The 26,323-nt window shown below is 70.4% G+C and carries 24 protein-coding genes; 11 read left to right on the forward strand and 13 right to left on the reverse strand.

The window, feature by feature from the left end; genetic code table 11:
* Nucleotides 1–26: 26 nt before the first annotated feature.
* Together HNR67_RS24335 and HNR67_RS24340 are read right to left on the reverse strand one after the other, a co-directional pair.
* Complete coding sequence (locus HNR67_RS24335) at nucleotides 27–977, reverse strand: NAD-dependent epimerase/dehydratase family protein (RefSeq protein ID WP_185004546.1); 951 nt, start codon at nucleotides 975–977, stop codon at nucleotides 27–29.
* Between the two features lie 51 nt (nucleotides 978–1,028).
* A complete protein-coding gene (locus tag HNR67_RS24340; RefSeq protein ID WP_185004547.1) occupies nucleotides 1,029–1,940 on the reverse strand; it encodes an alpha/beta fold hydrolase in 912 nt (303 codons plus the stop codon).
* A 95-nt stretch (nucleotides 1,941–2,035) separates the two neighbouring features.
* Between HNR67_RS24340 and HNR67_RS24345 the strand changes: the two genes are divergently transcribed.
* Both HNR67_RS24345 and HNR67_RS24350 read left to right on the forward strand, forming a co-directional pair.
* Complete coding sequence (locus HNR67_RS24345; RefSeq protein ID WP_185004548.1) at nucleotides 2,036–2,605, forward strand: TetR/AcrR family transcriptional regulator; 570 nt, start codon at nucleotides 2,036–2,038, stop codon at nucleotides 2,603–2,605.
* A complete protein-coding gene (locus HNR67_RS24350) occupies nucleotides 2,599–5,313 on the forward strand; it encodes a BTAD domain-containing putative transcriptional regulator (protein WP_185004549.1) in 2,715 nt (904 codons plus the stop codon). Before HNR67_RS24345 ends, HNR67_RS24350 begins: the two co-directional genes overlap by 7 nt.
* 11 nt (nucleotides 5,314–5,324) lie before the next feature.
* Here HNR67_RS24350 and HNR67_RS24355 read toward each other — a convergent pair whose 3' ends face one another.
* A complete protein-coding gene (locus tag HNR67_RS24355) occupies nucleotides 5,325–5,978 on the reverse strand; it encodes a TetR/AcrR family transcriptional regulator (protein WP_312987930.1) in 654 nt (217 codons plus the stop codon).
* A gap of 91 nt (nucleotides 5,979–6,069) precedes the next feature.
* On the opposite strand from HNR67_RS24355, the gene HNR67_RS24360 reads away from it, so the two are divergent.
* The 3 genes from HNR67_RS24360 to HNR67_RS24370 are packed head-to-tail and all read left to right on the forward strand — an operon-like array spanning nucleotide 6,070 to nucleotide 11,762.
* Complete coding sequence (locus HNR67_RS24360; RefSeq protein WP_185004551.1) at nucleotides 6,070–8,748, forward strand: MMPL family transporter; 2,679 nt, start codon at nucleotides 6,070–6,072, stop codon at nucleotides 8,746–8,748.
* Nucleotides 8,748–10,778 (forward strand): YhgE/Pip family protein, encoded by a 2,031-nt coding sequence (locus HNR67_RS45790; protein WP_185004552.1) that lies wholly within the window; start codon nucleotides 8,748–8,750, stop codon nucleotides 10,776–10,778. Before HNR67_RS24360 ends, HNR67_RS45790 begins: the two co-directional genes overlap by 1 nt.
* 12 nt (nucleotides 10,779–10,790) lie before the next feature.
* The gene (locus HNR67_RS24370; protein ID WP_185004553.1) at nucleotides 10,791–11,762 is read left to right on the forward strand and encodes an amidohydrolase family protein; all 972 of its coding nucleotides are present in this window, start codon (nucleotides 10,791–10,793) and stop codon (nucleotides 11,760–11,762) included.
* A gap of 40 nt (nucleotides 11,763–11,802) precedes the next feature.
* On the opposite strand, the gene HNR67_RS24375 is transcribed toward HNR67_RS24370, so the two are convergent.
* From HNR67_RS24375 to HNR67_RS24390, 4 genes are read right to left on the reverse strand one after another with little or no spacing between them, the layout of a single operon-like run.
* Complete coding sequence (locus HNR67_RS24375) at nucleotides 11,803–12,057, reverse strand: DUF3027 domain-containing protein (RefSeq protein ID WP_221490030.1); 255 nt, start codon at nucleotides 12,055–12,057, stop codon at nucleotides 11,803–11,805.
* 31 nt (nucleotides 12,058–12,088) lie between these two features.
* Nucleotides 12,089–12,244 (reverse strand): DUF2283 domain-containing protein, encoded by a 156-nt coding sequence (locus HNR67_RS46710; protein WP_185011044.1) that lies wholly within the window; start codon nucleotides 12,242–12,244, stop codon nucleotides 12,089–12,091.
* 24 nt (nucleotides 12,245–12,268) lie between these two features.
* On the reverse strand, nucleotides 12,269–12,763 hold the full coding sequence (locus HNR67_RS24385) for an SMI1/KNR4 family protein (protein WP_185004554.1): 495 nt from the start codon (nucleotides 12,761–12,763) through the stop codon (nucleotides 12,269–12,271).
* Between the two features lie 52 nt (nucleotides 12,764–12,815).
* Nucleotides 12,816–13,547, reverse strand: a complete 732-nt coding sequence (locus tag HNR67_RS24390) for an SGNH/GDSL hydrolase family protein (protein ID WP_185004555.1) — start codon at nucleotides 13,545–13,547, stop codon at nucleotides 12,816–12,818.
* A 166-nt stretch (nucleotides 13,548–13,713) separates the two neighbouring features.
* On the opposite strand from HNR67_RS24390, the gene HNR67_RS24395 reads away from it, so the two are divergent.
* From HNR67_RS24395 to HNR67_RS24415, 5 genes are all read left to right on the forward strand, one after another.
* Nucleotides 13,714–14,568, forward strand: a complete 855-nt coding sequence (locus tag HNR67_RS24395) for a DMT family transporter (protein ID WP_312987935.1) — start codon at nucleotides 13,714–13,716, stop codon at nucleotides 14,566–14,568.
* 115 nt (nucleotides 14,569–14,683) lie between these two features.
* On the forward strand, nucleotides 14,684–15,442 hold the full coding sequence (locus tag HNR67_RS24400) for a DeoR/GlpR family DNA-binding transcription regulator (protein ID WP_185004556.1): 759 nt from the start codon (nucleotides 14,684–14,686) through the stop codon (nucleotides 15,440–15,442).
* 34 nt (nucleotides 15,443–15,476) lie between these two features.
* Nucleotides 15,477–16,991, forward strand: coding sequence for a GMC family oxidoreductase (locus tag HNR67_RS24405; protein ID WP_185004557.1), 1,515 nt, complete (start codon nucleotides 15,477–15,479; stop codon nucleotides 16,989–16,991).
* Nucleotides 16,988–18,007, forward strand: a complete 1,020-nt coding sequence (locus HNR67_RS24410) for an SIS domain-containing protein (RefSeq protein WP_185004558.1) — start codon at nucleotides 16,988–16,990, stop codon at nucleotides 18,005–18,007. Before HNR67_RS24405 ends, HNR67_RS24410 begins: the two co-directional genes overlap by 4 nt.
* Nucleotides 18,007–18,924: an ROK family protein gene (locus HNR67_RS24415; protein ID WP_185004559.1), complete on the forward strand. Its 918-nt coding sequence runs from the start codon at nucleotides 18,007–18,009 to the stop codon at nucleotides 18,922–18,924. Before HNR67_RS24410 ends, HNR67_RS24415 begins: the two co-directional genes overlap by 1 nt.
* Here the strand turns inward: HNR67_RS24415 and HNR67_RS24420 are convergent, their stop codons facing one another.
* The 6 genes from HNR67_RS24420 to HNR67_RS24445 form a co-directional block, all read right to left on the reverse strand.
* Nucleotides 18,925–19,119, reverse strand: a complete 195-nt coding sequence (locus tag HNR67_RS24420) for a ferredoxin (protein ID WP_185004560.1) — start codon at nucleotides 19,117–19,119, stop codon at nucleotides 18,925–18,927. It abuts the gene before it with no gap.
* A complete protein-coding gene (locus HNR67_RS24425; protein WP_185004561.1) occupies nucleotides 19,116–19,787 on the reverse strand; it encodes a TetR/AcrR family transcriptional regulator in 672 nt (223 codons plus the stop codon). Before HNR67_RS24425 ends, HNR67_RS24420 begins: the two co-directional genes overlap by 4 nt.
* Nucleotides 19,775–21,001 carry a cytochrome P450 gene (locus HNR67_RS24430; protein ID WP_185004562.1) on the reverse strand — a complete coding sequence of 409 codons (1,227 nt, stop codon included), beginning with the start codon at nucleotides 20,999–21,001 and terminating at the stop codon, nucleotides 19,775–19,777. Before HNR67_RS24430 ends, HNR67_RS24425 begins: the two co-directional genes overlap by 13 nt.
* 85 nt (nucleotides 21,002–21,086) lie before the next feature.
* Nucleotides 21,087–22,565, reverse strand: a complete 1,479-nt coding sequence (locus HNR67_RS24435; protein ID WP_185004563.1) for a purple acid phosphatase family protein — start codon at nucleotides 22,563–22,565, stop codon at nucleotides 21,087–21,089.
* Between the two features lie 23 nt (nucleotides 22,566–22,588).
* The gene (locus tag HNR67_RS24440) at nucleotides 22,589–24,211 is read right to left on the reverse strand and encodes a purple acid phosphatase family protein (protein WP_185004564.1); all 1,623 of its coding nucleotides are present in this window, start codon (nucleotides 24,209–24,211) and stop codon (nucleotides 22,589–22,591) included.
* Nucleotides 24,212–24,234: 23 nt separating this feature from the next.
* Nucleotides 24,235–25,206: a LysR family transcriptional regulator gene (locus HNR67_RS24445; RefSeq protein WP_185004565.1), complete on the reverse strand. Its 972-nt coding sequence runs from the start codon at nucleotides 25,204–25,206 to the stop codon at nucleotides 24,235–24,237.
* Between the two features lie 584 nt (nucleotides 25,207–25,790).
* On the opposite strand from HNR67_RS24445, the gene HNR67_RS24450 reads away from it, so the two are divergent.
* Nucleotides 25,791–26,297 carry a hypothetical protein gene (locus HNR67_RS24450; RefSeq protein ID WP_185004566.1) on the forward strand — a complete coding sequence of 169 codons (507 nt, stop codon included), beginning with the start codon at nucleotides 25,791–25,793 and terminating at the stop codon, nucleotides 26,295–26,297.
* The last annotated feature ends 26 nt before the right edge of the window (nucleotides 26,298–26,323 follow it).

Consider the following 26,323-nt stretch of genomic DNA (forward strand, 5'->3'; position numbering starts at 1 on the left):
CAGGGCAGCCGGCCTGGGCCGTCCGGTCACTTCGGCATCATGCTGGTCCGGATCCGCGCCCGGTTCTCCCGGTACCAGGCCACGGTCTGGCTTATCCCGTCCACATAGGACGTTGCCGCGCTGCCGGGATACCGGGCCAGGTAACGGCTGCCGTCGACCACGAACGGCTGGTCGAACTGGTAGAGCAGTGCCGCGCCGAACTTCGCCACCGTCGAGATCAGCTTGAGCGGGGTCACCATGGTCTCCGACACCGCGGTCAGCCTCGCCGGTTGCCCGAGCTGTCCGGCCAGGGTGGCCGCGAACTCCCGGCCGGTGGTCGGCGCGGTGTGCGGGACGTGCCAGACCTGGCCCCAGGCCTGGGGATCGGCGGCCACGGTGGCCAGTCCGGCGGCGAAGTCCCCGATGTAGGTCGGGGTGATCGGCAGGTCCGGGTTGCCGAACCAGATCGGCCTGCGCCCGGCCACCGCGCGGCCGAACAGGTTCTGCCCCAGCACCGATTCCACCGCGGGGCCGTACAACTCGCCGCCGCGCGCGATCACCACCTGTGCCGCACCCCGGTGGTGCGCGGCCATGGTCAGCTCCGCCAGCCACGCGCGCAGCACGCCGAGATCGGTGACCGGGCGCACCGGGGTGTCCTCGGTCATCGGCCCGTCCACCGTGCCGTACATCCAGGTGTCGTCGGCGAAGGCCAGCACCGCGCCGGTCGAACCGGCCGCGGCGACCAGTGACCGGATCACCTCGGGGAAGGTCGAGCGCCACTGCTGGAACGGCGGGTTGACGCAGTTGTACACCGCGGTGGCCCCGGCGCAGACCTCGCGCATCCGCCCGGCGTCACTGGCGTCCGCGGCCACCGCCTCCGCGCCGGGGATGGCCGAGTCGCCACCGCGACTGACCGCCCTGACCTTCTCGCCGCGCGCCAGCAGTTCTTTCACCAGCGCCGTACCGGTTCCCCCGGTGGCGCCCACGACTACGTGCATGAGAGTTCCCTCCTTGATGCCGCACCCTGGCACCCGGCCCCTGCAAAACCCTTACAACACGCGTGAGAGCGCCTCGGGCCGTTCGAGTTCGGGGAAGTGCCCCACGCCGGGCAGCCGCAGCACGGTCGCCGCCGGTGCGAGGGTCTTGATGCTGTCCGGATCGGTGCGCGCGTGGCTGGGATCGGCCGCACCCCACAGCGCGATGACCTCGGTGCCGCCGGGATCGACCAGGGGCGCCGGACCCGCGAGGTACTGCTGGAACACCGAGGCCAGGCTGAACAACGCACCCGCTGTGGACGCGGCGGCGAAGTCGGCGAGCAGGCGTTCCCGCACCTCCGGGGTGGCGCAGACCTGGCGCAACCACTCGCCGCCGCGGTCGGCCTGCACCGCCCGCAGCAGCAGCTGACCGAGCACCGGGCGGCGCAGCATTCCCTTGGTGACCCGGTTTCGCGCGTCCCGCCAGGCCAGTTCGGCCGCCCAGCCAGGGGCCTGGGACAGCACCAGCCGATCGATCAGGCCGGGACGGCGACCGGCCAGGTCCAGCCCGCAGTAGGCCGCACCGCACGGGGCGACCAGCGTGGTGTGCGACCCGCCAAGACCGGTGAGGAACTCGGCGAGCACGTCGTTGACCGGGTGGAACCGGAAGTCGTAACCACGCAGCGGGGCGCTGAAGCCAAAGCCGGGCAGTTCGGCCACCACCACCCGATGACTGGGGCGCAACAACTCCACCACGTCCACATAGGACTCCACGGTGACCGGCGGATCGGCCAGCAGCACCACCAGTGGCACGGCCCGCTCGCCACGCGGATCGGTGTCCAGATGCCGCACGGTCGCGGTGGCCAGCCTGGCGAGCCGGACCCCTGGCGGCCGCGGCACCGCGCGCCGGGCCAGCCGCCGTCCCCAGCGCACGTCCAGCGCGGCGCCCACCCGGTGAGCCAGGGTTCGGCGCAACAACTCAGCCACGGTGATCCCCCTTCGGATACTCGGACAGTCGTCCTAGTCGAGTGGCCGATACTATGACAGTCGTCCGAGTACGGGGAAGGGAGCGAGTCCGCCCGATGGGGAAGCGCACCGACAGCAGGGACCGCACGATCGCGGCCGCGGAACGACTGTTCCGGACCCGCGGCGTGGCCCGCACCGGCCTGCGCGAGGTCGTCGCGGCCGCCGGCACCGCACGCGGCGCGCTCGGCCACCACTTCCCCGGCGGCAAGGAAGAACTGATCGTCGCGGTCCTGGAACGCAACGCGGGCCGGATCGCCGGACTGCTGCGCGCCGCCCGCGATCTCGACCCGCCGCCGGTGCCGGCTGACGTGGTGCGCGCGGTGGTCGGGGTGTGGCGGGAGGAGTTGCGCCGCACCGATTTCACCCTCGGCTGCCCACTGGTGGCCACCGTGGTCGACGACGCGGTGGATCACCCGGACGTGCGCACCGCGGTCACCGCCGCCCTGACCAGCTGGGAAGAACCCCTGGCCACCCTGCTCGGCGGCGCGGGCAAGCCCCCGGCCCCCGGCCTCGCGCTCGCCCTGCTCGCCGCGGTCGAAGGCGCGGTCGTGCTCGCCAGGGCCCGCCGCGACCTGGGCGCGCTGGACGAGGTCGAACGCGTGTTCCTCGGCGTCCTCGGGTGCTGACCTGCCACGTGCTCGGCCACACCGAGGTGACCTGCGACGGCCTGCCCGTCCAGCTCGGCGGACCGGTGCCCCGGCGGCTGCTCACCGCGCTGATCGCCGCCCGCGGGGACGTGCTCAGCTACCCGGCCCTGGCCACCGCGGTCTGGGGCGAGCCCGGCCCGGCGCGGGCCACCGCCACCCTGCAGGTCTACGTCTCCCGGCTGCGCGGCCTGCTCGGCCCCGCCGACCGGCACCGGCTGGCCCGCGGCCACGGCGGCTACCAGCTGATCATCCCGCCGGAGTGGACCGACGTGGCCCGGTTCGAGGCCGGACTCGCCCGCGCCCGCCGGCTCCTGCCCACCGACCCGGCCGCCGCCCTGCCCGCGGTGGAGCAGGCACTGCGGCTCTGGCGCGGCCGGCCCTACCTCGACCTGCCCGGCGCCGAACTCATCGAGGCGGAGACCAGCCGACTGGTCGAACTGCACCAGGTCGCCCTGGAAACCCGGGCCGCGGCCCGGCTGGCCGGGGGAGACGCGGCGGGCGCGGTCCCCGAACTGGACCTGCTGATCACCGAGACGCCCTACCGGGAGAGCCGCTGGGCGCTGCTGGTGCTCGCGCTCTACCGCGGCGGCAGACAGGCCGACGCACTCGCGGCGCTGCGCCGGGCCCGCACCGTGCTGGCCGAGGACCTGGGCATCGACCCCGGCCCCGAACTCCGCGACCTGGAACACCAGGTGCTCGCCCAGGACCCGCACCTGCTCCAGCCCACCACACCGCCACGCCAGGCCCTGGTCACCCCGCTGACCTCCTTCACCGGCCGGGACACCGAGCTGGCCGACCTCGGCACCCGACTGCGCGCACACCGGCTGGTCACCCTCACCGGACCCGCCGGGGTGGGCAAGACCCGGCTCGCCCTGGAACACGCCAACCGGGTCCGGGACACCGACGGCCCCTGGCTGGTCCGGCTCGCCGACCTGGCCGACGGCACGCTGCTGCTCGGCACGGTCGCCACCGCCACCGGCATCTCCGGCGCCGATCCGGACACCGTGCTGGCCGGTCTGGCCACCCGCACCGGCACCCTGGTCCTGGACAACTGCGAGCACCTCACCGACCCGGTCGCCGAGTTCGCCATCCGGCTGCTCAACACCTGCCCCGGCCTGCGCCTGCTGATCACCAGCCGGGAACAGCTCGGCCTGGACGGCGAACAGGTGATCCCGGTGCGCCCCTTGGCGATCCGGCTGCCCGACGGCACCCCCGGCCCGGCCGTGGCGCTGCTGACCGACCGCGTCCAGGCGGTCCACCCCGGCTGGCAGCCCAGTCCGGCCGAAGCCGACGACCTCGAAGCCCTCTGCACCGCCCTGGACGGCCTGCCGCTGGCCCTGGAACTGGCCGCCGCCCGGTCCAGGATCCTTGGCCCACGCGAGATCCTGGACCGTCTCGACGACCGCTTCACCCTGCTCGGCGAGGTCCCCCGCGGCTCGCTGACCCCGCACCGCACCCTGCGCGCGGCCATCGAGTGGAGCGTGCACCTGCTCTCCGACGCCGATCGTGCCTTCCTGCACCGACTCTGGCCCTTCGACGGCGGCTTCACCTACACCGCCGCAGCCGCCGTCCACCAGCCGGAACCCCTGGCCGCCCTGTCCTCCCTGGTGGCCAAATCAGTGCTCAGCGCCGACACCACCGGCAACCCCACCCGCTACCGGCTGCTGGAATCAGTCCGGGAGTACTGCCGCGAACACGACCCGGCCCCCGCCCGCAGTGCCGCCGCGCACGCCCACTGGGTCCGCACCCTGGTCGCCGCCAGTGCCGAGGACCTGAACTTCCCGCACGACGGCCAGATCATCCGCTCCCTGACCACCGAACTCCCCAACCTGCGCGCGGGCATCCGGCACGACATCACCCACGACCCGGTCCAGGCCCTGCGCACCATCGGCCTGCTCGGCTGGTTCTGGATCCGCGGCGGCCACTTCGCCGAAGCCGCCGCCCTGCTCGACGCCGCCCGCACCGCCGCCCCGGACGCACCCGCCCTGGACCGGGCCCGCGCCCTGATCGTCCGCGGTGACCTGCTCGGCTTCAGCGGCGCCGGCCTGCTCAGCGCCGAAGTCCCCTACCTGGAAGCCATCGCCCTCGCCGCCACCGGCGACACCCCCGAACACCGGGCCCTGCGCGGCCGCGCCCACTACCAGGCCGCCTTCGGCGCGATCGCCCTCGCCGACCCCGCCCGCGCCACCCACCACGCCGAAGCCGCCCTGGCCCTCGGCGAATCGGTCACCGAACCCTGGCTGACCGCGGGCGCCCGGATGGCCCACGGCGCCGCGCTGGTCCTCAGTGGACAGTCCGCGGCCGGTGAGTCCGAACTCGCCGAGGCCGCCGAACTGGCCCGCCGGCACAACCTGCCCTGGCTGGAAGGCTGGGCCACCCACCACCTCGGCCAGGCCCTGCTGCTGCGCGCCCGCACCACCCCGCACCTGGCCACCGCCGCGCTCACCGCCCTGCGCACCGCGCTGGACCGCTACCTGCGCACCGAGGACATCAGCTTCACCCTCATCGTGCTGACCACCCTGGCCACCGCCCTGCACCAGTTCGGCGCGCCAGGCCAGGGGGCGGAGGTGCTGGCCGCCGTGCACCGGGAACGCCTGCGCCACGGCATCCAGCCGGAGGCGATCCTGGCCGGGGCGACCAGTCTGAGCGGCCGCGAGTTCCTGCCGGCGGCGATCGCGGGGGAGTAGGCCCGGTCCGGCTACTCGTTGCTCGCGATCATGCCGGTGAGCAGCTGCGGCAGGATCCGGGTCAGGTACCGGTCGTGCGTCCGGTCCGCCGCACCGTCCAGCAGCGCACGGGTGAGCATCGTCTCGTAGAGCGCCACCACCACCTGCACCAGATCCTCCGGCGCCACGGTCAGCCGCATGCCGAGCCGGTCGAGCAGGGCCGCCATGATCTCGCCGAGTCCGCGGTGGAACCGGGTCTCGGCGGCCGCGGTCGGACCGCGGAGTTCGGGCTGGCGCAGGGCCTGCGCGCGGAACTCGGCGACCAGCAGGTACCACTGCTCGTCCGCGACCAGGGTGGTCATGAACAACTCGGCGGCCTGGCCGACCAGTTCGATCACCGCGTCCTGGCCGGTGGCGTGCACCCGGTCGGCGGCCCGGTCCACCGCGATCCGCAGCCGCTGCGTGCGCGCGCCCATCTCCGACTCGTAGACGGCCAGGAACAGGTCTTCCTTGCTGTCGAAGTTGGAGTAGAAGGCGCCCCGGCTGAACCCGGCCCGGTCGCAGATGGCCTCGACCGGGGCGTCCCGGATGCCGTGCTGGTTGAACACCTCGCGGGCCGCCTCGATCAGTCGCCGCCGGGTCTCCGCCCGCCGTCGTGTGGTTCGCGCGCCCTCGATCGCTGTCACGTGCGCCACCCTATCGAGGCAATCGGATACATCGTGCATAGGATACAGCGTGTATTAGGATGCACGGTGTATCCAACCGAGGGAGTCGCTCGTGTCCTCGTTCCTCTACCGGCTGGGCCGGGCCGCCGCGCGGGCCAGGGTGCTGGTCGTGGCGCTCTGGCTGGTCGTGCTGGCCGCCGCCGGCGGTGCGGCGGTGCTGCTCAACCAGGGCACGGACGACACCTTCGCCATCCCCGGCTCGGAGTCCCAGGACGCCCTCGACCACCTCAAGCGGGTCTTCCCCGAGGTCAGCGGCAGCTCGGCGCAACTCGTGCTGCTGGTGCCCGCGGGCAGCGCCGTCGACCAGCCAGCGACCAGGGCGGCGGTCGCCCGCGCGGTGGAGCGGATCAAGGCCGTCCCGCAGGTGGCCACCGCGGTGGATCCGTTCGGGGACAACGTCTCCGGCGCGATCTCCGGCGACGGGCGCGCCGCGCTGATCGCGGTACCGCTCAAGGTCGAACTGGCCCAGGTGGACCCGGCCACCAAATCCGCGCTCTCCGGCATCGCCACCGAGTTGACCGGATTGGTGCCCGGCGCCCAGGTCTTCACCGGCGGTGACGCCTTCTCCAACCGAGTGCCCCAGCTCAGCCCGACCGAGGGCCTTGGCCTGGCGATCGCGTTGCTGGTGCTGCTGCTGATGTTCCGCTCACTCATCGCGGCGCTGATGCCACTGCTCACCGCGGTCATCGGGGTTGGCCTGTCCGCCGGACTGGTCTACCTGGCCACCCTGGTCACGCCGATCTCCTCCACCGCACCGATGCTCGCGGTGATGCTGGGCCTGGCGGTCGGCATCGACTACGCGTTGTTCCTGCTCTCCCGGCACCGCGACCAGCTCGCCGCCGACCTGCCGGTGGAGGAGTCGATCGCACGGGCCACCGCCACCGCCGGGTCCGCGGTGATCTTCGCCGGGCTGACCGTGGTGATCGCGCTGCTCGGGCTGGCGGTGGCCGGCATCCCGTTCCTGACCACCATGGGCGTGGCCGCCGCGGTCGCGGTCGCGCTGTCGGTGGGCATCGCGATCACCCTGGTGCCCGCGCTGTTGTCCTTCGCGGGCAACAGATTGCGCCCCCGCGTGGCCAAACCGCGCCGCTCCGGCAAGCCCCGACGTCCGGCGCCCCAGATGGCGCGCTGGTGGGTGCGCGCGGTGACCAGGATGCCACTGCTCACCGTGCTGGCCGTGGTGACCGGCCTGGCGGTGTGCGCGATCCCGGCCCTGGACCTCCGCCTTGCCCTGCCGGACAACGGAACCGAGGAACACGGCACCCCGGCCAGGCAGACCTACGAGGTCATCGGCGAGCACTTCGGTCCCGGCTTCAACGGCCCGCTGATCGTCACCGCCGACATCATCACCAGCACCGACCCGATCGGCCTTGTCAACAAGCTCGCCGCGGAGATCCGCACCCTGCCAGGGGTCGCCTCGGTGCCGCTGGCCACACCCAACCCCAAGGGGGACACCGGGATCATCCAGATCGTCCCGGCCACCGCCCCGGACTCCGCACAGACCGACGAACTGGTCACCCGCCTGCGCGAGCAGGCCCCGCACTTCCTGGCCACCTACGGCACGAAAACCGCGGTCACCGGCATCACCGCGGTCGGCATCGACGTCTCCGCCCAGCTCGGCGGTGCGCTGCTGCCCTTCGGCGTGCTGGTGGTCGGCCTGTCGCTGATCCTGCTGGCCATGGTGTTCCGCTCGATCTGGGTGCCGGTCAAGGCCACCGCGGGCTACCTGCTCTCGGTCGGCGCGGCCTTCGGCGCCACCTCTTTCGTCTTCCAGCAAGGCCACCTGGCCGAAGTCCTGGGGCTGAGCCACACCGGCAGCGTGATCAGCTTCCTGCCGATCATCCTGATGGGTGTCCTTTTCGGACTCGCGATGGACTACGAGGTCTTCCTGGTCTCCCGGATCCGCGAGGACTACGTGCACCACGGCGATCCGCACCACGCCATCGAAACCGGCTTCGTCTCCGCCTCCAGGGTGGTGGTGGCCGCCGCGGTGATCATGTTCGGCGTGTTCGCCGCGTTCGTGCCCGAGGGCAGCGCGACCATCAAACCCATCGCGTTCAGCCTCGCCGTCGGCGTCTTCGTGGACGCCTTCCTCGTCCGCATGACCCTGGTCCCCGCCGTGCTGCAACTGCTCGGCCACCGGGCCTGGGGCCTGCCGCCGAAGCTGGACCGCGCGCTGCCGGTCTTCGACGCCGAGGGCGACGCGCTGATGCGGGAACTGCGCCTGACCGACTGGCCGGGCGTCGACGAGGCGGTCAGCGCCCGCGACCTCAGCCTGGACGACGACCGCGGCCGCCCCGTCTGCACCGGCGTCAACCTGCACCTGCCGCGCGGCGAAGTCCTTGTCCTGCACGGCGCGGGCCCGGTCGGCAAGACCGCGCTGCTGTTCACCCTGGCCGGCCGGGTCAGCGCGCTCAACGGCGATCTCAAGGTGCTCGGCCGGGTGCTGCCGCAGCACACGCACGCACTGCGCCGCGAGGTCGCGATCATCCGCTGCCGGGACACCGCCGACCCGGCCGCCGCACTGCCGGGCGACGCCGGCCTGGTCCTGCTCGACGACGCCGACCTGGTGCTGCACACCGGCGCCAGGGACGCCCTGCGCACCGCACTGGCCGCGCCCGGCCCCACCTCCTTTGTCCTGACCTGCCAGGACCCCGAGCGCATCCGGGACCTGCTGCCACCCACCGCGCACCTGTACGCCCTCACCCCCCAGCCAGCCGAGGTCCGCTGATGCTCAAGCCATTCGCCAACTCCGCCCGCGCCCTGGCCGCCGGACCGCTGACCTGGAAGACCTGGGCCGGCCTGATCGCCGTGCCGGTGATCGTGATGGGCCTGCTCGCCTGGGCCTTCCACGAACCCGAACGGGCGCACGGCGCGGCCACCGCGGCCGTGGTGAACAACGACGAACCGGTCACCGTCAACGGCCAAATCGTGCCACTGGGCCGCGAACTGGCCGGAAAACTCACCCACAGCAAGGATTCCGCCTACACCTGGGTGCTCACCAGCGCCACCGACGCCGCCGACGGCCTGGCCCAGGGCCGCTTCACCGCCGTGGTCACCATCCCCTCGGACTTCTCCGCCCGCGCGAGTTCCACCGCCACCGCGAAGCCCTTGCAGGCCACCAAAGCCGTCCTAGACGTCCGCACCTCGGCCACCGCCGGAGCACTGGACCCGGCCCTGGCCGACCGAGTCAGCCAGGCCACCCGCCAAGCCCTCAACAACCAGATCGTCGAGACCTACCTCGACAACATCTACCTCGGCTTCTCCACCCTGCACGACCAACTCGGCCAGGCCGCCGACGGTGCCGACCAGCTCGCCGACGGCACCGGCCAACTGGTCCCCGGCACCCGCAAACTGGCCGACGGCGCCACAAAACTCCGCACCGCCTCGGCCCAACTAGCCAACGGCGCCGACCAACTGGCCACCGGCACCGGCCAACTGGCCACCGGATCCGCCCAACTCTCCACCGGCCTAACCCAGGCCGAACGAGACACCGCCCAGCTCCCCAAGCTGACCCGCCAGCTCGCCCAGGGCGCCGACGCCGTGGCCAAGGGCAACGAACAACTCGCCGCCACCGTGCTGCCACTGGCCGACCGGATCATCGCCGCCATCGACGCCCTGCCCTCGGCCAAGTCCGCCGCCGCCGAGTTCCAGCGCCTGGCCCAGAACTGCCAGGCAGGCGGCGGCGACCCCCGCTTCTGCCAGGACCTGACCCGGGCCGCGGCCAAGTTCAGCACCGACGCCGACAAGATCGACAAAGCCAAGGCAACCGTCCGCGCCGCCGCCGTCCAAACCCGCGATTCCATCCGGGCACTGGCCTCCGGCGCCCGCCAGGTAGCCACCGGCACCGCCCAGCTGGCAGACAAATCCACCGCCCTGGCCAAGGGCATCGCCACCGCCGCCACCGGCGCCCGCCAACTCGACACCGGCATCCGGCAGGCCAACACCGGCGCCCGCCAACTGGCCACCGGCTCCACCCAACTCGCCGCCGGCGCCACCGAACTCGCCAGCGGCACCGGCCAACTCAGCGAAGGCACCACCAAGGTCAACGACGGCGCCCACCAACTGGCAGGCAAACTCGACCAGGGCCGCGACCAGGTCCCCGCCTACACCTCCGCCGAACGCGCACACCTGAAAACCGTCGCCGCCGAACCCACCACCGCCACCACCGCGAGCACCCCCGCAGGCGCCCTCGCCATCACCCTGTTCGCCGCCCTCGCCCTGTGGGCACTGGCCCTGGCCACCTACCTGGTCACCAGAGCGGTACCGGACGCCGTACTCACCGCCCGCGAACCCACCTGGCGCATCATCATCCGCGCCGCCGTGCCAGGCGCCACCGCCGCGGCCCTGGCCGCCCTGGCCATCACCGCGATCGCCATCCCCACCCTGGACCTGGACCTCCCCGGCACCCTGGGCTTCCTCGCCGTAGCCCTACTCGCCGCCTGCGCCTTCGTCGCGGTAAACCAAGCCGTCACAGCCATCTTCGGCCGCCCAGGCCGCCTCGCCTCCCTGGCCGTCCTGGTCCTGGGCGCGGCCACCGGCGTGGTCTCCACCCTCCCCGAACCCCTACACGACCTGGCCGCCTACCTACCCACCCACGGCGCCGTACTCGCCCTGCGCGCCGCCGCCATCGGCACCCCCGGCCTGCCCGCGGGCATCACCGCCCTGCTCACCTGGCTGACCATCGGCGCCCTGGCCACCGTCCTGGTCACCGACCGCCGCCGCTACCTGCCCCTACGCCGCCTCCGCCCGGCCCCCTGACAAGGACCCCAGATGCCCCCCGCCCACCGCATCGACACCCACCAGCACGTAGTCCCACCCCGCTACGCGAAGTGGCTGGCGGACAAGGGAATCCGCCCCGGCGGCATAGACCTCCCCACCTGGTCCGAACCCGCCGCCCTCAAATTCATGGACCGCCACCAGATCCAAACCGGCATCCTGTCCCTGTCCACCCCCGGCGTCCACTTCGGCAACACCCCCGAAGCCCGCCGCTGGGCCAGGGAAGTCAACGAGTTCTGCGCCGCCCTGGTCGCCCGCCACCCCACCCGCTTCGGCTTCTTCGCCACCCTCACCCTCCCCGACGTCCAAGGAGCCCTCGCCGAAGCCCAATACGCCCTGGACGACCTGCACGCCGACGGAATCGTCCTACTGGCCAACAACAACGGCCACTACCTGGGCGACCCAGCCTTCACCCCACTGCTGGACTTCCTGCACCGCCGCCAGACCACGGTCTTCATCCACCCCGGCGAACTCCCAGCAGACCCGGTCCCCGGCATCCCCACCTTCACCGCCGACTTCCTGCTGGACACCACCAGAACCGCGATCAGCCTGATCCTCTCCGGCGCCCTGAAAACCTACCCAGGAATCAAATTCATCCTCGCCCACGCAGGCGGCTTCGTCCCCTACATCGCCTACCGAATCCTGCTAACCATGCTGAGCAAACAAACCAAACCCCGCCAAGCCTGGACCCTGCTGGACCAAAAACACCAGATCCCCAAACACCTGGCCGTACTACGCCAGTTCCACTACGACCTGGCCCTCTCCGCCAGCCCCGCCACCCTCCCCAGCCTGCTGGAAGTAGCCGACCCCACCCACATCACCTACGGCAGCGACTACCCCTTCGCCCCAGCCCCCGCGATCCGCTTCCTGGACGGGCAGTTCGACCAGTACCCGCTGGAACCCGGACTGCGTCAGGCGATCAGCCGGGGGAACGCGGAAACCCTGTTCCCCCGGCTGCGGGCCTGACCCGGCTACATGTCCTTGGGCACCGACCACCGCCCCGCGCTCACAAAAGCCGCGCACCCGTCATGTTCAACCGCACCGTGTCCACCAACGGCGACCCGGCCCCAGCACAAACCCCGAAGTCATACCCGAGCTGACCGGCCAGCGGAAACCAGTACCGGCACCCACCGCACTGCTCGTAGTACCACTCGTCCGGGTAGTCCGGATCATCGGTGCGCCGATGGGAATTCCGCACCCAGCGCTGGGTGATCGCCTCAACCTCGGCCCGGTCGAGACCGGCATGAGGTTCCTCCATCATCACCCCCCCTCAAGCAGACGCATAATCGCGCCTACTCCGTTGCGATGTCCAATCGTTTCGCTGCGTCGAGCAGTCGCCGGGGCAGCTTTGAGGTGGCCGCCAGAACCTCAATGCCAATAAGACGTCCGTCGCCATCGAAGCCCAGATTGATCATCCCATCGACCTCAATGGGATCGCACGCGGACATGTCCGCCACAGCCAGTGCTCGCCCTCAAGCCATGCTCGCATCGGTGACATTGTCATCAAATAGCATCGAGATGAATTCGTCAAAGGATGAGGCAACTCGTCGAGGAACGCGGTCCTCATCGACATAGGCAACCGCGGGCTCGCCCTCCGGGCCACACTCGGAGTAGTCGAACATGACAGTGTCATGGCCAGCCGAAGGAGTATCGCAAAACACTACACCGATCTCCGGATAGCCCCACTCCTTGATCAGGTAAGAACTACCCAGTCCCGACGAGGAATCGATTCCCCAAGGTCCGCCGATTCCCCGAATCCCGCTGATCTCGAAGTGATCATCGGCCCAAGACGTGGGAAAAGTCGTGGGGCAGCAGCGACGTCGCGGGGTGCCACCGTTCCGGACAAGCAGCATCTCGATGTAGCCGCGTGGCAGCCGCACCCCAAGGTCCTTCTCAGCCACGCGGATCATGTCCCAATCGACCTGAGGTCCGGTGTAGTAGTCGCTGTCCTCGAAAAGTTCCGTCATCAGAAAACTCCGGTGCACCCGATCTGTGTATTGAACCGCCACTGCTCGCCGGTCAGGCCTTCGGGCAGTTGACCTTACCCGTCGCCGCGCACACCGCCGCGCTCACCGCAGGAAACCACCGATCCGCCATCTTGCGAAAACCGGAGTCAACCGGGTGCACGCCGTCATAGGTGTCGGTGATCGGGTCGAAGCCGGTCCACTGGTCCACCACCGTGATGGGGGAGCGGGCGGTGGACTTTGTCGCGGCCCAGGCCGGGATGGCGGTGTTGAGGTCCACTACCTGCTTGGCGCAGGAGGTGCAGTTGGGTGGGGCCATCGGGATGATGTGGGCGAGCAGGATCCGTATCGCCGGGTTGTTTGTGCGCATCTGCTCGACCAGTTTGGTGTACGCGGGCAGCACCGCCTCCGTGCCTTGGCCGAACCACAGGTCGTTGGTGCCCAGGTGCATCAGCACCACGTCGGGTCTGGCCACGGCCAGCCAGGTGGGCAGCAGGTTCTCCCTGGCGATGAAGGTGGCCTGGTAGCCGCTGTAGCCCGCGTGGTCGCGGTCGTGGCCCACCGGGCAGCCGCCGCCGGTGCGGGTGCCGACGAAGTCGATGTTGGTGTGGCCGGTGCGGCGGAGTTGGTCCCAGAGGTAGGCGCGCCAGCAGCCGGGGGCCTCGGTGATGGAGTCGCCCAGGGGCATGATGCGGAGTTGGGTTTGTGGGGTGACCCAGCTGATGGAGATCAGGGCGCAGAGCGCGACGAGGATCACGGGTACTTTGCCCAGCCTGCGTACCGGCATTCGAACCCCCCTGTGGCACAAGGCATTCGCCTTGATTGCAGGGTCGCTGGTGAAGATCGTCGCTGTCAATCAGCCGGGAGTGGTGCGGACAAAATCACTCGACCGGCCCGGTCTGCCAGCCAAGGATGAGGCCGAATAGTCCATTCGAGACCCTGCCGGAGGTTCGGTGACCGCCATCGTGCTGGTACTGCTGGCCGCGATCGCACACGCGCTGTGGAACTTCGCGGCCAAGCGGGCCGGGGACGGCGGAGCCGCGTTCGTGTGGCTCTACCAGGTCGCCTCGGTGGTGATCTGCGGACCGGTCGCGGTGCTGGCCTTCGTCTTCGGCGACACCCCGGCGCGGTGGACCTGGTTGCTGGCGGTCGGGGTGAGTGCGGTGCTGCACGCGGTGTACGCGCTGGTGCTGCAACGCGGTTACGCCGTGGGGGAGATGTCGGTGGTCTATCCGGTGGCCCGTGGCAGCGGTCCGTTGCTGACCGTGCTGGCCGCGGTGCTGGTACTGGGTGAGCGGCCGGGCTGGGCGGGACTGCTTGGCGCGGCGGCGATCGTGGCCGGGGTGTTCGTGATCGGGCTGGGGCCCAGTTCCCAGCGTGGCGCGTTGAACGCGAGCCTGGTCTACGGCGGGCTGACCGGGGTGGCGATCGCGAGCTACACGCTGTGGGACGCCTACTCGGTGACCACCCTCGCGGTCCCGCCGCTGATCTACTTCTGCCTGGGCTCGCTGGCGCAGAGCCTGATGCTCGCCCCGGTGGCGCTGCGCAGGCCCGAGCGGGTCGCCGCGGTGTGGCGGACCTACCGCACCGAGGTCCTGGTGGTCGCGGTGTTGTCGCCACTGGGTTATGTGCTGGTGCTGTACGCGATGCGGCTGGCGCCGCTGAGTGTGGTGGCCCCGGTTCGCGAACTGTCCATTGTGCTCGGTGCGCTGCTGGCCTGGCGCTGGTTCGGCGAGGCCAACCCGGTGCGCAGGCTGATCGGGGCGGCACTGGTGCTGGCCGGGATCGCGGCGGTGGCCACGGCCTAGCCCGGTCGAGCAAGTGAACATCAAAACGAACACTGCTTGCCAAAACGAACACGAACATGTCTACTTGCACACGACAGATGTTCGATACGGTGGGTAGTGGGCGAGGGAGAACCGGGTGCAAGCCGGCGAACGCCAGCAGGCGATCCTGCAGTTGCTCAACGCGCGTGGGCGGCTCACCATCGCCGAACTCAGCACCCGGATGTCGGTCTCGGACATGACGATCCGCCGGGATCTGGCCCAGCTGGAGTCGGACGGGCTGCTGAGCCGCACCCACGGTGGCGCGATCCGCCTGCAGAGCGGGAGTTTCGAGCCGCCGCTGGCCCTGCGGACCCGGCTGCACGCCGAGGCCAAGCGGGCCATCGCGGCCGAGGTCGCCGGCGAACTCGTCGACGGTCAGACCCTGGTCCTGGACGGTGGCAGCACCGGCATGGCGATCGCGGAGGCACTCCTCGGGCGGCGGCTGACGGTCTGCGCGCTGAACCTGCGGGTGGCCGACATCCTGGCCGCCTCGGCGCAGACCACCGTGATGGTCCCCGGCGGGCGCATCCGGCCCGAGGAGCATTCCTTCATCGGGCCCTCGGCCGAGCGCACGCTCGCCGACCACCGCTTCGACACCTTCGTCATGACCGTCTCCGCACTCGATGTCACCGCCGGGCTGACCGAGTGGAACGTGGAGGACGCCGCGGTCAAACGTGCCGCGCTGGCCAGTTCCGGCCGCTGCCTGGTGGCCTGCGACTCCTCGAAGTTCGGCCAGACCGCCTTCGCCCGCATCGGTGGCCTGGACGCCGCCGACCTGATCGTCACCGACGCCGCCCTGGACGCCGAGGCTGGCCAGGCCGTGCAGGCCGGTGGCACCCTGCTCCGCCTGGCCTGAACGCACCCGCGATCACCATTCCCAGGAGACAGCCATGTCCGGAGTCCACCTCCCTGACGAGGTCGACACCATCGTCGTCGGCGCGGGAACCGGCGGCGCCGCGTTCACCGGCCTCCTCGCCGCGCACAGCACCGAGACCGTGTTACTCGTCGAGGCGGGGCCCGACTACGGCCACTTCACCGACGGACGCTGGCCCGCTGATGTCCTTGACGCCAAGGCGATCCCGCTGTCCCACGACTGGGGCCTGTCCGGCACCGTCCACTCCGGACGGACGCTGGACCTGCCCCGCGCCAAGGTGATCGGCGGCTGTTCCGCGCACAACGGTTGCACCGCCGCACTCGGCGCCAGGGAGGACTACGACGAGTGGGCCCGGCTGGGCAACCCCGGCTGGGACGCCGCGACCGTGGAACCGTTGCTGCACTGGACTCGTGACCGGTTCCGGGTCCGCCGCTACCGGATGGACGAGCTGACCTCGGCCCAGGCCGCCTTCGTCCGGGCCGGGATGAGCACCGGACTGCCCTTCGCCGACGACCTCGACGACCTCGAAGCCGGAGTCGGGATCGGCCCCATGCCGGTCAACATCGTCGACGGCGTCCGGTGGAACGCGAGCCTGGCCTTCCTGGACCCGGTGCGCCACCGGCCGGGGCTGACCATCGCCGGGGACACCACCGTGCGCCGGGTGCTGTTCGCGGGCAGCACCGCGATCGGCGTCGAGATCGATAGCCCCGACGGAGCGCGGACCGTCCGCGCGGGCCGGGTCATCATCGCCTGCGGCGCCTACCAGTCCCCGGCGCTGCTGCTGCGGTCCGGCGTCGGACCCGCCGCCGACCTGCGTGCCCTCGACATCCCCGTCGTCGCCGACCTGCCGGGCGTGGGCGGTCACCTGCTCGACCACTCCTGCGTGCAGCTGGACTTCCACGGCAAGGACGGCCTCCTCGACGACCTCGCCCGGACCCCGTGGCACCCCGACGAACAGACCGTCGGCCGAGCCCGCTCCTCGCGCTGTGACAACGGGCCCTACGACATCCACGTCTTCATGGTCGCCGGCGCGAACAGCGGCCACCCCGGCCTGCCGCCGATCAGCCTCTACGGCGGTGCCATGCGCGCCCGCTCCGAAGGCCGGATCACCTTGCGCAGCAACGATCCGCACGACCTGCCGCGCATCGACCACCGCTACGGCACCGATCCCGACGGCTACGACCGGCTGGTCCTGTCCGAAGCGGCCGAGCTGCTCCGCACGATGACCACCCAGCCCGAACTCGCCGCCATCCTCGGCCGGGAGGCGAGCACCGGCGACCCCCTGGACCGGATCGTGAACTACTGCCATCCGGCGGGCAGCTGCAAGATGGGGCCTGGCACGGACCCCGCGGCGGTGGTGGACGCACGCGGTGCGGTGCGCGGCCTGGCCGGGCTGCACGTGGCCGACGCCTCGATCATGCCCGCGATCAGCCGGGGCAACATCAACCTGCCCACCGCCATGATCGGCGCCCGGATCGCCGCCGCCCTGCTGGACATCACCCCCGTCGACGCCGTGCTGGAGCAGGCATGACCACCCCGTTCGAACACGACATCGCCGAGCAACCCGCCGCTCTGCTGCGCCTGGCCGAAGCCGCCATCCCGCCACTGGACGCCCTCACCGGCCGGGCCTGGCCGCGGATCGTGTTGACCGGCATGGGTTCCTCCCACTTCGCCGGGATCCCGACCTGGCGACACCTCATCGCGCAAGGCACCGCGGCCTGGAGCGTTGACGCCGGTCAACTCCTCGACGACGGCGGCCTGATCACCCCCGACACGCTGCTCATCGTCACCTCCCAGTCCGGCGCGAGCGGCGAGATCACCGAACTGCTCGACCGCAGGCAAGGCGGCCGGATCACCCCCGCCACGCTGGTCGGCATCACCGACGACCGGACCAGTCCACTCGCCCTCGCCGCGGACCTCCTGCTGCCACTGCACAGCGGGCCGGAGGCCACGGTCAGCACCAAGAGCTACCTCAACACCCTCGCCGTGCACCGGTTGCTGCGTGCCGGTTTCGCTGGCGAGGACGTCGAGCGCGTGCGGCGGACCGAACTGCCAGCGGCGGCCGCGGCCGTCCGGCAGGTGCTCGACGATCACGGGCTGCGGAGGGCACTCGCCGCGGCAGCGCATCCCCGGCATCGACTGTCCTGCATCGGGATCCGGGACACCGCGGCCACTGCCCGGTTCGCCGCACTGGTCATCAAGGAGTCCGCCAAGATCGCCGCCGAAGGCTATGTCGGCGGCGAGTTCCGGCACGGCCCCTTCGAACTGGCGGGGGAGGGCCACACCGCCCTGCTGTTCCTCCCACCGGACCACGAACCGGACCCGACTCTCCAGCGCCTGGCCAAGGACCTGCGCACCGCGGGCTCCCAGGTGATCGTCGTCGGCGATCCCCGCGTCGAGGCCACGACCTCGATCCCCGTGCCCGGCGGATCCGCACTCGCCGCCGGCGCGGTGGTGGCCGAACTCTTCGCGGTCGCCCTGGCCCAGGCCAACGGAGTCGTCCCCGGCGCCTTCGTGCACGGCCGCAAGATCACCACGACCCGCTGATGACCGCGGTGGTGCTCGGCATCGACCTCGGCGGCACCGGCAGCCGGTTCGTCGCCGTGGAGCCGACCAGCGGCGCGGTGCTCGCCCGGCGCACCGCGCCCACCCCGCACACCGGCGGCCCCGGCACCGTCCGCGCCTTCCTGCGCGAGCACCTCGGCGCGGTCGGCCAGGGACTCCGGCCGGTCGCGGTCGGTGTCGGCGCCAGCGGACCGATCGACCCGCACGGTGTCATCCGCAACCCGGACACGCTCCCGGCCTTCACCGGACTGCCGATCACCGCGATGCTCGCCGCCCTGGTGCCCGGTCCGGTGGTGATCGACAACGACGCGGTCTGCGCGGCACTGGCCGAACGCGCCACCGGCGCCGCCCAGCAGTCACCGCGATCACTGCACATCACCCTCGGCACCGGCGTCGGCGTCTGCCTGCTCACCGGCAGCACGCCGTTCCGCCTGCCCGACGGCACCCACCCCGAGGGCGGCCACCTCGCCGTCGCCCTGCCTACCGAACCCTGCTACTGCGGCCGCACCGCCTGCTGGGAACAGGCCGCCTCCCGCAGCACCCTGCAACGCACCGCGGCCCGCGTCCTTGGCCGCTCCGGCACCGATGAACGGGTCATCGCCGACCTGGCCGACCTCGCCACGCACGGCGACCACCTGGCCCTGGCCACCTTCCGCGAGCACGGCACCCGCATCGCCGCGGGGCTCGCCACCCTGCTCAGCCTGTACGGACCCGACCTGGTCGTGCTCGGCGGCAGTGCGGCGCGGTACCTGCCGCTGTTCCGGCCGGGAATCCACAGTGCACTCGACGCACTCGGCGACTGGGGCCCGGAGCCCGAGATCGTCCGCACCCGGCTCGACGACTACGGCGGCGCGCTCGGCGGCGCCCACCTGGCCGCCACCGTGTGGAAAGCAAGCTGATCAGGCCAGCTCCGCGATCGCCGCGGCCGGGCACACGCTGACCGCCTCGCGCACGATCTCGTGCAGGTCGGCGGGCGGCTCCTGGTCGAGCAGCAGCACGATGCCGTCCTCCTCGCGCTGGTCGAACACGGTGGGCGCGAGCAGCACGCAGGTTCCCGCGCCACAGCAGCGATCCTGGTCCACGCTGATCTTCATGGTCGTTCGTCCTTCTCGGTCGGGGTGCTGACCGGGGCCAGCCACAGCCCGGTCAGCGCGTCGATCAGGCCCACACCGGCCGCCTGCCAGCTGGACCTGGGGGTGTCGGTGCCCTCGGCCAGGGCGCGCTCGCGTTCGGCGATCATGTGCACCAGCAGCTGGCGGAGCATGTCGCTGCGTTCGGCGCGGACCTCGGCAGGCAGGTCGGGCAGGCTGTGGTGCAGGCCGTCCACGATCCGGTTGATCGAGGGGGAGGTCAGCGCCTCCTCGATCATGATCGCCCGCAGGGCCGGGTCGGTCATCACCTGGGCGCCGAAGCGGGCGTACCAGGTCGGCGTGTCCAGTTTGGCCAGGTGGTCGACGATCGGCTGGACCAGGCAGTGCATCCAGTCCCGGATCTCCCGGCTGTCACCGGCTTCGGCGACCAGGCGGCCGCGGTGTTCCTCCACCGGGTCGGCGTGCCGCTGGATGATGGCCCGGACCAGGTCGGCCTTGGTGCCGAAGTGGTAGCCGACCACGGTGTTGTTGCCCTGCCCGGCGGCCTCGCCGACCTGCCGGTTGGACACCGCGAACACCCCGTGCTCGGCGAAAAGCCGTTCCGCGGCGGCCAGGATCAGCTCCCTGGTCGCCTGCGCCCGTGCGGCCTTGCTCGTCGTCATGACCGCCATCGAACCGGAAGCTCCCGCAATCCGCCCACCGCGAGCCCCTCCACCTTGCGCAACTCCGCCACCGGCACGGCCAGTTCGAGCGAGGGCAGCCTGCGCAACAGCACCTCCAGGACCACCTGCAACTCGGTCCTGGCCAGCGGCTGACCCAGGCAGGCGTGCGCCCCGGCGCCGAAGGCCAGGTGCGGGTTGGGGCTGCGGGTCAGGTCCATCTCGGCGGCGCCGGTGAAGACCTCCTCGTCCCGGTTGGCCGCGGCCATGCTGCACACCGCGGTGGTGCCGCCGGGCAACGTGGTCCCGGCGATCTCCAGGTCCTCGGTGAGATAGCGCGCCATGCCGAAGCCCGCGTTGGCGTCCAGCCGCAGCGACTCCTCCACCGCGGTGCGCACCAGCACCGGATCGGCCAGCAGCTGCTCCCAGCGACTCCGGTCGGCCAGCAGCATCGCGACCATCTTGCTGATCATGTTCGCGGTGGTCTCGTGCCCGGCGATCAGCAGTCCCATGCCGGTGGCGATCAGCGCCGGATCCGACATCGGTTCGCCGTCCGGCCCGGTCTCGCCGATCAGCGCGCTGAGCAGGTCATCGCCGGGGGCGGCCCGCTTGGCCGCGATGTGCCCGGCCATGTACTGGGCGAACTCCAGCTGGGCCAGGTCCATCTCGGCCTGGGTGTAGCGGGTCATGCTGAGCAACGTGTCCGACCAGTGCGCGAACCGGTCCCGGTCGGCGTCCGGCACGCCGAGCAGGTCGCAGATGACCCACACCGGCAGCGGAAAGCCCACTGCCGCCTTGAGATCCGCCGGTCCGCCCTTGGCGACCATCTCGTCCACGAGCTGCTCGGCCATCGCCTCGATCGCCGGTCGCAGCGCGTTCATCCGGCGGGCGGTGAACCACTTGCCGACCATCCGCCGCCAGCGCAGGTGCCCCTCGCCGTGCTGGGGCAGCACGTTGGACATCTCGCTGTTGAACAGCCCGCCGGACTCGGTGTCGGCGACCCGGGCCGCGTTGTCCGCCGCGGTCGGCCGGGTGAACCGGGGGTCGGCCAGCAGGCTCTTCACATCGTCGTAGCGGGTGAGCAGGGTGGCCTCGTCGCCGCTGGCCAGCCGCACGTGCGCGACCGGGCATTCGGCCTGGTAGCGGGCCCACTCGGCGGGTGGCTCCAGCGCGGCCTCGGTCTCGAACGGGAAACGCGGCAGCTGCCCGGCCTGGCTCTGCGTCATCGCCGACTCCTCCTCGTGGGTGCTTCTGCCACCAGCATGGCCACGAGGAGGAAGTAAGTCAATCAGCTGACTTAAATAGTTCGGGCTACCTCCGCACGGTGATCTCGTCGATCAGCGAGCCGTCCTCGGCCAGCGCGCGGACCTTGAGCTGGGCGGGCGAGCCGTTCGCGGCCGGGGTGACGTCGACCGCCACCAGGCTGTACCCGCGGTAGCGCACCCGGGACCAGCTGACCTTGGTCTCGGTGAACTTCGAGCTGTTCTTGTTGAAGCAGCGCATGGTCGGCGTGCCGCCGGTGTTCTCCTGGCCCAGGTAGCTCTCCGGGGCGTTCTTGTTGATCGCGTCCAGGGCCTGGCCGCCACCACCGGCCGTGACGTAGGTGGTGCCGTCGGTGGCCGGGGTGACCGTGCCGCGCGGCTTGACCTGCCGGGTGCCCTTGCCCGCGCGGATCGGGTCGGTGCGCTCGTAGAGGCGGTTGTGCGCGTTGAGCACCAGGTCGACCTTGTGCTTGTCGAACAGCGGCGCCCACTTCTGTTGCGCCACCAGCTCCGCGCCGCCGTCGGCGGTGGAGTAGGGGGCGTGGTGCAGGTAGACCACGATGAAGTCGATGGTGCGATCAGCGCGGAACCTGGCCAGCTGACTGTCGATCCACTTGAGCTGCTTGCCCTTGCTGTACTCGTAGTTGGCCGTGTTGCGGTAGGAGATGTCGTTGCCGTCCAGGCTGAGCAGCCCGAGGTTCTGGTACCGCCAGGAGTAGACGCCGACCGAGCCGCTCCAGGCGTTGTCCGGCATGGCGAAACGGGCCGTGGTGCCGCCGTAACCGTTGCCGGAGTACCAGTCCTCCATCTCGCGGTTGCCCAGCGCGATCATCCACGGGATGCCCGAGGCCGCCAGGTCGTTCTGCGCGAAGTAGGCGTCCCAGCGCCCGGCGTCGTACTGGTCGGTGTCGGTGTGCCCGCCCTCCACGCCCGCCTTGCCCGAGGTGATGGCGTAGCTGAGGTTGCCAAGGGCGAGGTGGAAGGCCGGGGCCAGGTCGGTGATCGCGCTGTTGGCCTGGCGCGCGTTGTAGCCGATGCCCTGGTCGCCGACGGCGGTGAAGCTGAACGGCGCGGTGCTGCCAACGGCCGGGGCGGTGCGGAAGCTGGCGATCTCGCCGATGCGGCCGCTGGCAAGGGGATCGTAGCCCTGGTGGCCCACGACGTACTGGTAGGTGGTGCCGGGGGAGAGGTTGCCCAGCCGGACGTGCAGGTAGTACTGGCTCATGGTGGGCGGGGCGTGTGGCGGGAAGCTGTGTTCGCCGTGCTGCCAGGACAGTTCGCTCTTGAGCGTGCGTGGTTCGGCGGAGATCGGCGGGCCGAACTTGCCGGGCTCGGTGGCGAGCCGCACGTAGGGCCCGGTCACCGCGCCGAGTTCCTGCCAGGAGATCACCACCTGCTTGGACGGATCCGCGCCGTAGGCCAGGTGTCGGCCGAGTGGGCGCAGTTTCTGGCCGGGGGCAACGGTTGTACGGCTCGACGTGCCCGCGGTGAACAAGGCCCGCCGCGAGTAGTGCGCAGTCTCAGACATGAGGAAGCCTTATCTGCTAGGGATCAGCCGCGCCGCAGGGTGATCTCGTCGACCAGCACGCCCGTCTCGGTGAGCGCGCGGATCCTCAGCTGGGCGGGATTGCCGTTGGCGGCCGGGGTGACCTCGCCGGAGACCAGGCTGTAGCCCCGGTAACGCACCCGGGACCAGTTCACCTTGATCAGCTCGGTCGGACCGTCCTGCTGGTCCAGCCGCATCGTCGCGGTGGCGTCCCGGACGTGGCCCAGGTAGGAGTCGTCGATGGCGCGGTCGGTCCACTTGTTGACGCTCTCGCCGCCACCGCCCGCGGTGATGTAGGTGGTGCCGTCCTTGACCGGGTTGACGGTGCTGCGGATCGGCGCGGTCCGGGTGCCCTTGTCGCCGCGGATCGGGTCGGTGCGCTCGTAGACGTGGTTGTGTCCATTGAGGACAAGGTCAACCTGGTAGCGGTCGAACAGCGGGGCCCACTTCTGTTGCGCGCCAAGCTCCGCGCCGTTGGAGTCCGAAGTGGAGTAGGTGCACTGGTGGCAGTAGACCACGATGAAGTCGATGGTCGGATCACCGCGGAACCTGGCCAGCTGCGCCTCCAGCCAGCGCAGCTGCTTGCCCTCGGTGTAGTTCAGGTTGGACGGGCTGTTGTAGCAGATGTCGTTGCCGTCCAGGCTGAGCAGCCCGACGTTCTGGTACCGCCAGGAGTAGACACAGGTCGATCCGGCCCAGGCGTTGTCCGGCATGGAGAACCGGGCCCGCATCCCGCCGTAGCCGAAGTTGTCGTACCAGCCCTCCATCTCGTGGTTGCCCAGCGCGACCATCCACGGGATCTCCGCCGCGATCGGCTCGTTCTGGGCGAAGAAGGAGTCCCACTTGCGCGCGTCGTAGATGTCCTCGGCCGGGTGGCCGCCCTCGCCGTTGAGCGCGTAACTCATGTCCCCCATGGCCAGGTGGAACTGGGGCGCGAGATCGGCGACCAGGCTGTTGGTGGCCAGCGCGTTGTAGTTCACGCCCTGATCGCCGAAGGCGGTGAAGGCGAAGGCGCCGCCACCGGCCGGGGTCGGCGCGGTCCGGAAGGTGGCCAGCTCGCCGATCCGCCCACTGGTGGTCGGGTCGTAACCCTGGTGGCCAACCAGGTAGTAGTAGGTGGTGTTGGGCAGCAGGTCGTCCAGCCGGACGTGGTGGTAGTGCTGGGTGACCGCCTTGCCCAGGTGCGGGGAGAAGGTGTGATCCGGTTTCTGCCAGGCCAGATCACTGGTCAGCGCGCGCACCTCGGCCGGCACGGCCGAGCCGAACTCGCCGGGACTGGTGCCGAAGCGGAGGTAGGGCGCGGTCACCCTGGCCGGCGTCTGCCAGGAGACCACCACCGAGCGGGCGGCGTCCGCGCCGAAGGCCAGATGCCGCCCGAACGGCCGTAACGCCGACCCGGCGACGATGTCGGCGTTGAGCAACACGGTCGGACCGGCCGGCGCGGCGGCGGCGGTCCCGGGTGCCAGCACACCGCCGGTGGCGAGTGCGGCGGCGCCCAGGGCGCCGACCCGGAGGACGGTGCGGCGGGAGGGGCGCCGCATGGCGTCGTCGTACAGCTCCGCGAGGCGGGGCGCGTTGGCGGCGTCGCGGGTGGGTTGAGACCTTCTGCCTCGCGGAGTCTCAGACATGAGCTGAGGTTAGGAAGGTTTATTTACTTCGTCAACGGATGCGATATCGTGCATGATTCCGCCGGTCCCTGGGCTGCCGGTGTGCCTGCGCCGGTGGTCAGCGCGGTGCGGCAGGCGGCGATGAATGCCTCGATCCGGCGGCTTGGTCGCTGGCCGGGCAACATCTGGATGCCCACCGGCGCCGTGCCGAGGTCGTCGGTGAGTTCGAGCAGGGCGACGCGGCCGCCGTCGAGGGTCACTGGCGTGGCCGGCCGGAAGTACACGATGCCGAATCCCCGGCCCGCCGACACCGTGCCCCGCAACATCTCATACGAACCGACTGGGCTGACCTGTGGCGCGGGCAGGCCGGCCCGGTCGAAGAGCCGCCGGACGAACTGGAGCGGGCCGGGCTCCACGTTGGTGTGCAGCGGTTCCCCGGCAAGGTCGGCCAGACCGGCGCGCCCGATCCCGGCGAAGGGGTGATCTGCCGCGACCATCGCGTAGGGGCGCAGGTCGGCGAGGTGGACGGTGGCGAATTCGTCGGCAGGGTCCACGGGATGGGTGATGACCAGCTCATGGGTGCCCGCTCGCAGCAGTTCGCGCAGGGTTTCCATCCCGGCCTCGGTCACCTGCGGGGACAGGGCGGGGTGACGCTGGGCGAGCTGCCGGTGTACCGGGGGGAGCACGAATGGGGTGATCAGGGAAAGGCAGCCGATCTTCAGGACGCCGGCGACCTCGTCCGCCTGCCGCGTATAGGCCGTGAGGGCGGCGGCGTCGCGGAGCAACTTCCTGGCCATGGGGAGTAGGCGTCTGCCAGCGGGGGTGACCGTGACACCTCGGGACTGGTAACGGGAGAGAAGCGGAAAGCCGAACTCCGCCTCTAGTCGTTTGATGGCGGCGGACATGGCCGCCTGGGAGACGTGCAGTTCCCGGGCTGCGGTGGAGATGTTTTCCGCTTCGGCGGCGGCGGCGAAATAGAACAACTGCGTGAGGCTGAAGTCCGGCAGGTCATCCATCGGGTTCTCCAACTCGGGAATCAGGCGACACGTGGTGAAACGGGCCAGGTTGATCGAGGTAAGTCAGTTCAGGTCAGCGCGGAACTTGAAGTCAAGGGGATGACCCAGAAGTGGGGACCGGGGCGGTTGATGGAAAAACACACGGGTCAGTGCGCGGTGGCGGTTGTGGCGTGGCGTATAGCTTGAAGCGATTCTGGTCATCGGGATAATGATGGGCTGGATGGTGGCGATCGTATTCATTGCTGCGCTAGCTTGAGGTCAGGTCGAGCCGCAGGACTTCCGCGGCAGACCGCTTGTATGGGTACGACATTCAGCCGCGTGTCGGCGGAAATCATCCCAAAAGTCGGAGGTATGTGATGTTGGATCAGATTATGGAAGCACTGGGTAATGCTCTCGGGTCGATTCCTGTGATCGGGCCCTTTCTTAAGATCATCATCCCGATCATCAGGAAGGTGCTCAAGATTTTCGGCCTGTAGGCAGGCGCCTGCGCGTGCTTGGGTGCGCGAATTGGGTATGCGCAGTACTGCTGCTGAAGAATGGCTGACCGTTCCTGTGGTTTCTGCTGGATCAGAAAGGGTGTTCTGGTGAATACCGGAAAGAATCGGAGCTTGATTCTGGGCGCATTAGCAGGGCTGGTGTCATCCGTGCTGCTCGCGCCGGGGGCCTCTGCTGAAGAGGAAAATCTCAAGTGTGGCGACTGGGTCTCGGGATACTCCGCGGACTCAAACCATCGTGTGGATGTTCGACTGTGTGCTAGTCCGCTGACGGCCAGCACGGCTGGAAAGATCAAAGTTCGCGTCGAGTTCGGTAACTTCCAGAAATTCGATTCCGTCAATTGGGTAGCGGACACCGGCAGTCACACGGCTGGCGCCAACCTCTCGGTCAAGCCTGCTGCCGGGGATCCGATCGTCGCCACCCTCAACGGAACTTTTGTCGGGGCGGCCGGGAACACCGAGCTTTCCACGTTGCCCGCCACTGATCCTGGAATGAAGCCAGGACTTGCGACACTCAATGCTGACGTGGAAGTCACAAGCGCGGATGCCGCGCAGTCGGTATCCGCCAGTGTGAAGAGTGATGTCGTGGTTCTCTAGGATGTCGGCCGCGCCTTCTTGGTGGC

Source organism: Crossiella cryophila (genome assembly GCF_014204915.1).
In the GTDB taxonomy this organism is placed as follows: Bacteria; Actinomycetota; Actinomycetes; order Mycobacteriales; family Pseudonocardiaceae; genus Crossiella; species Crossiella cryophila.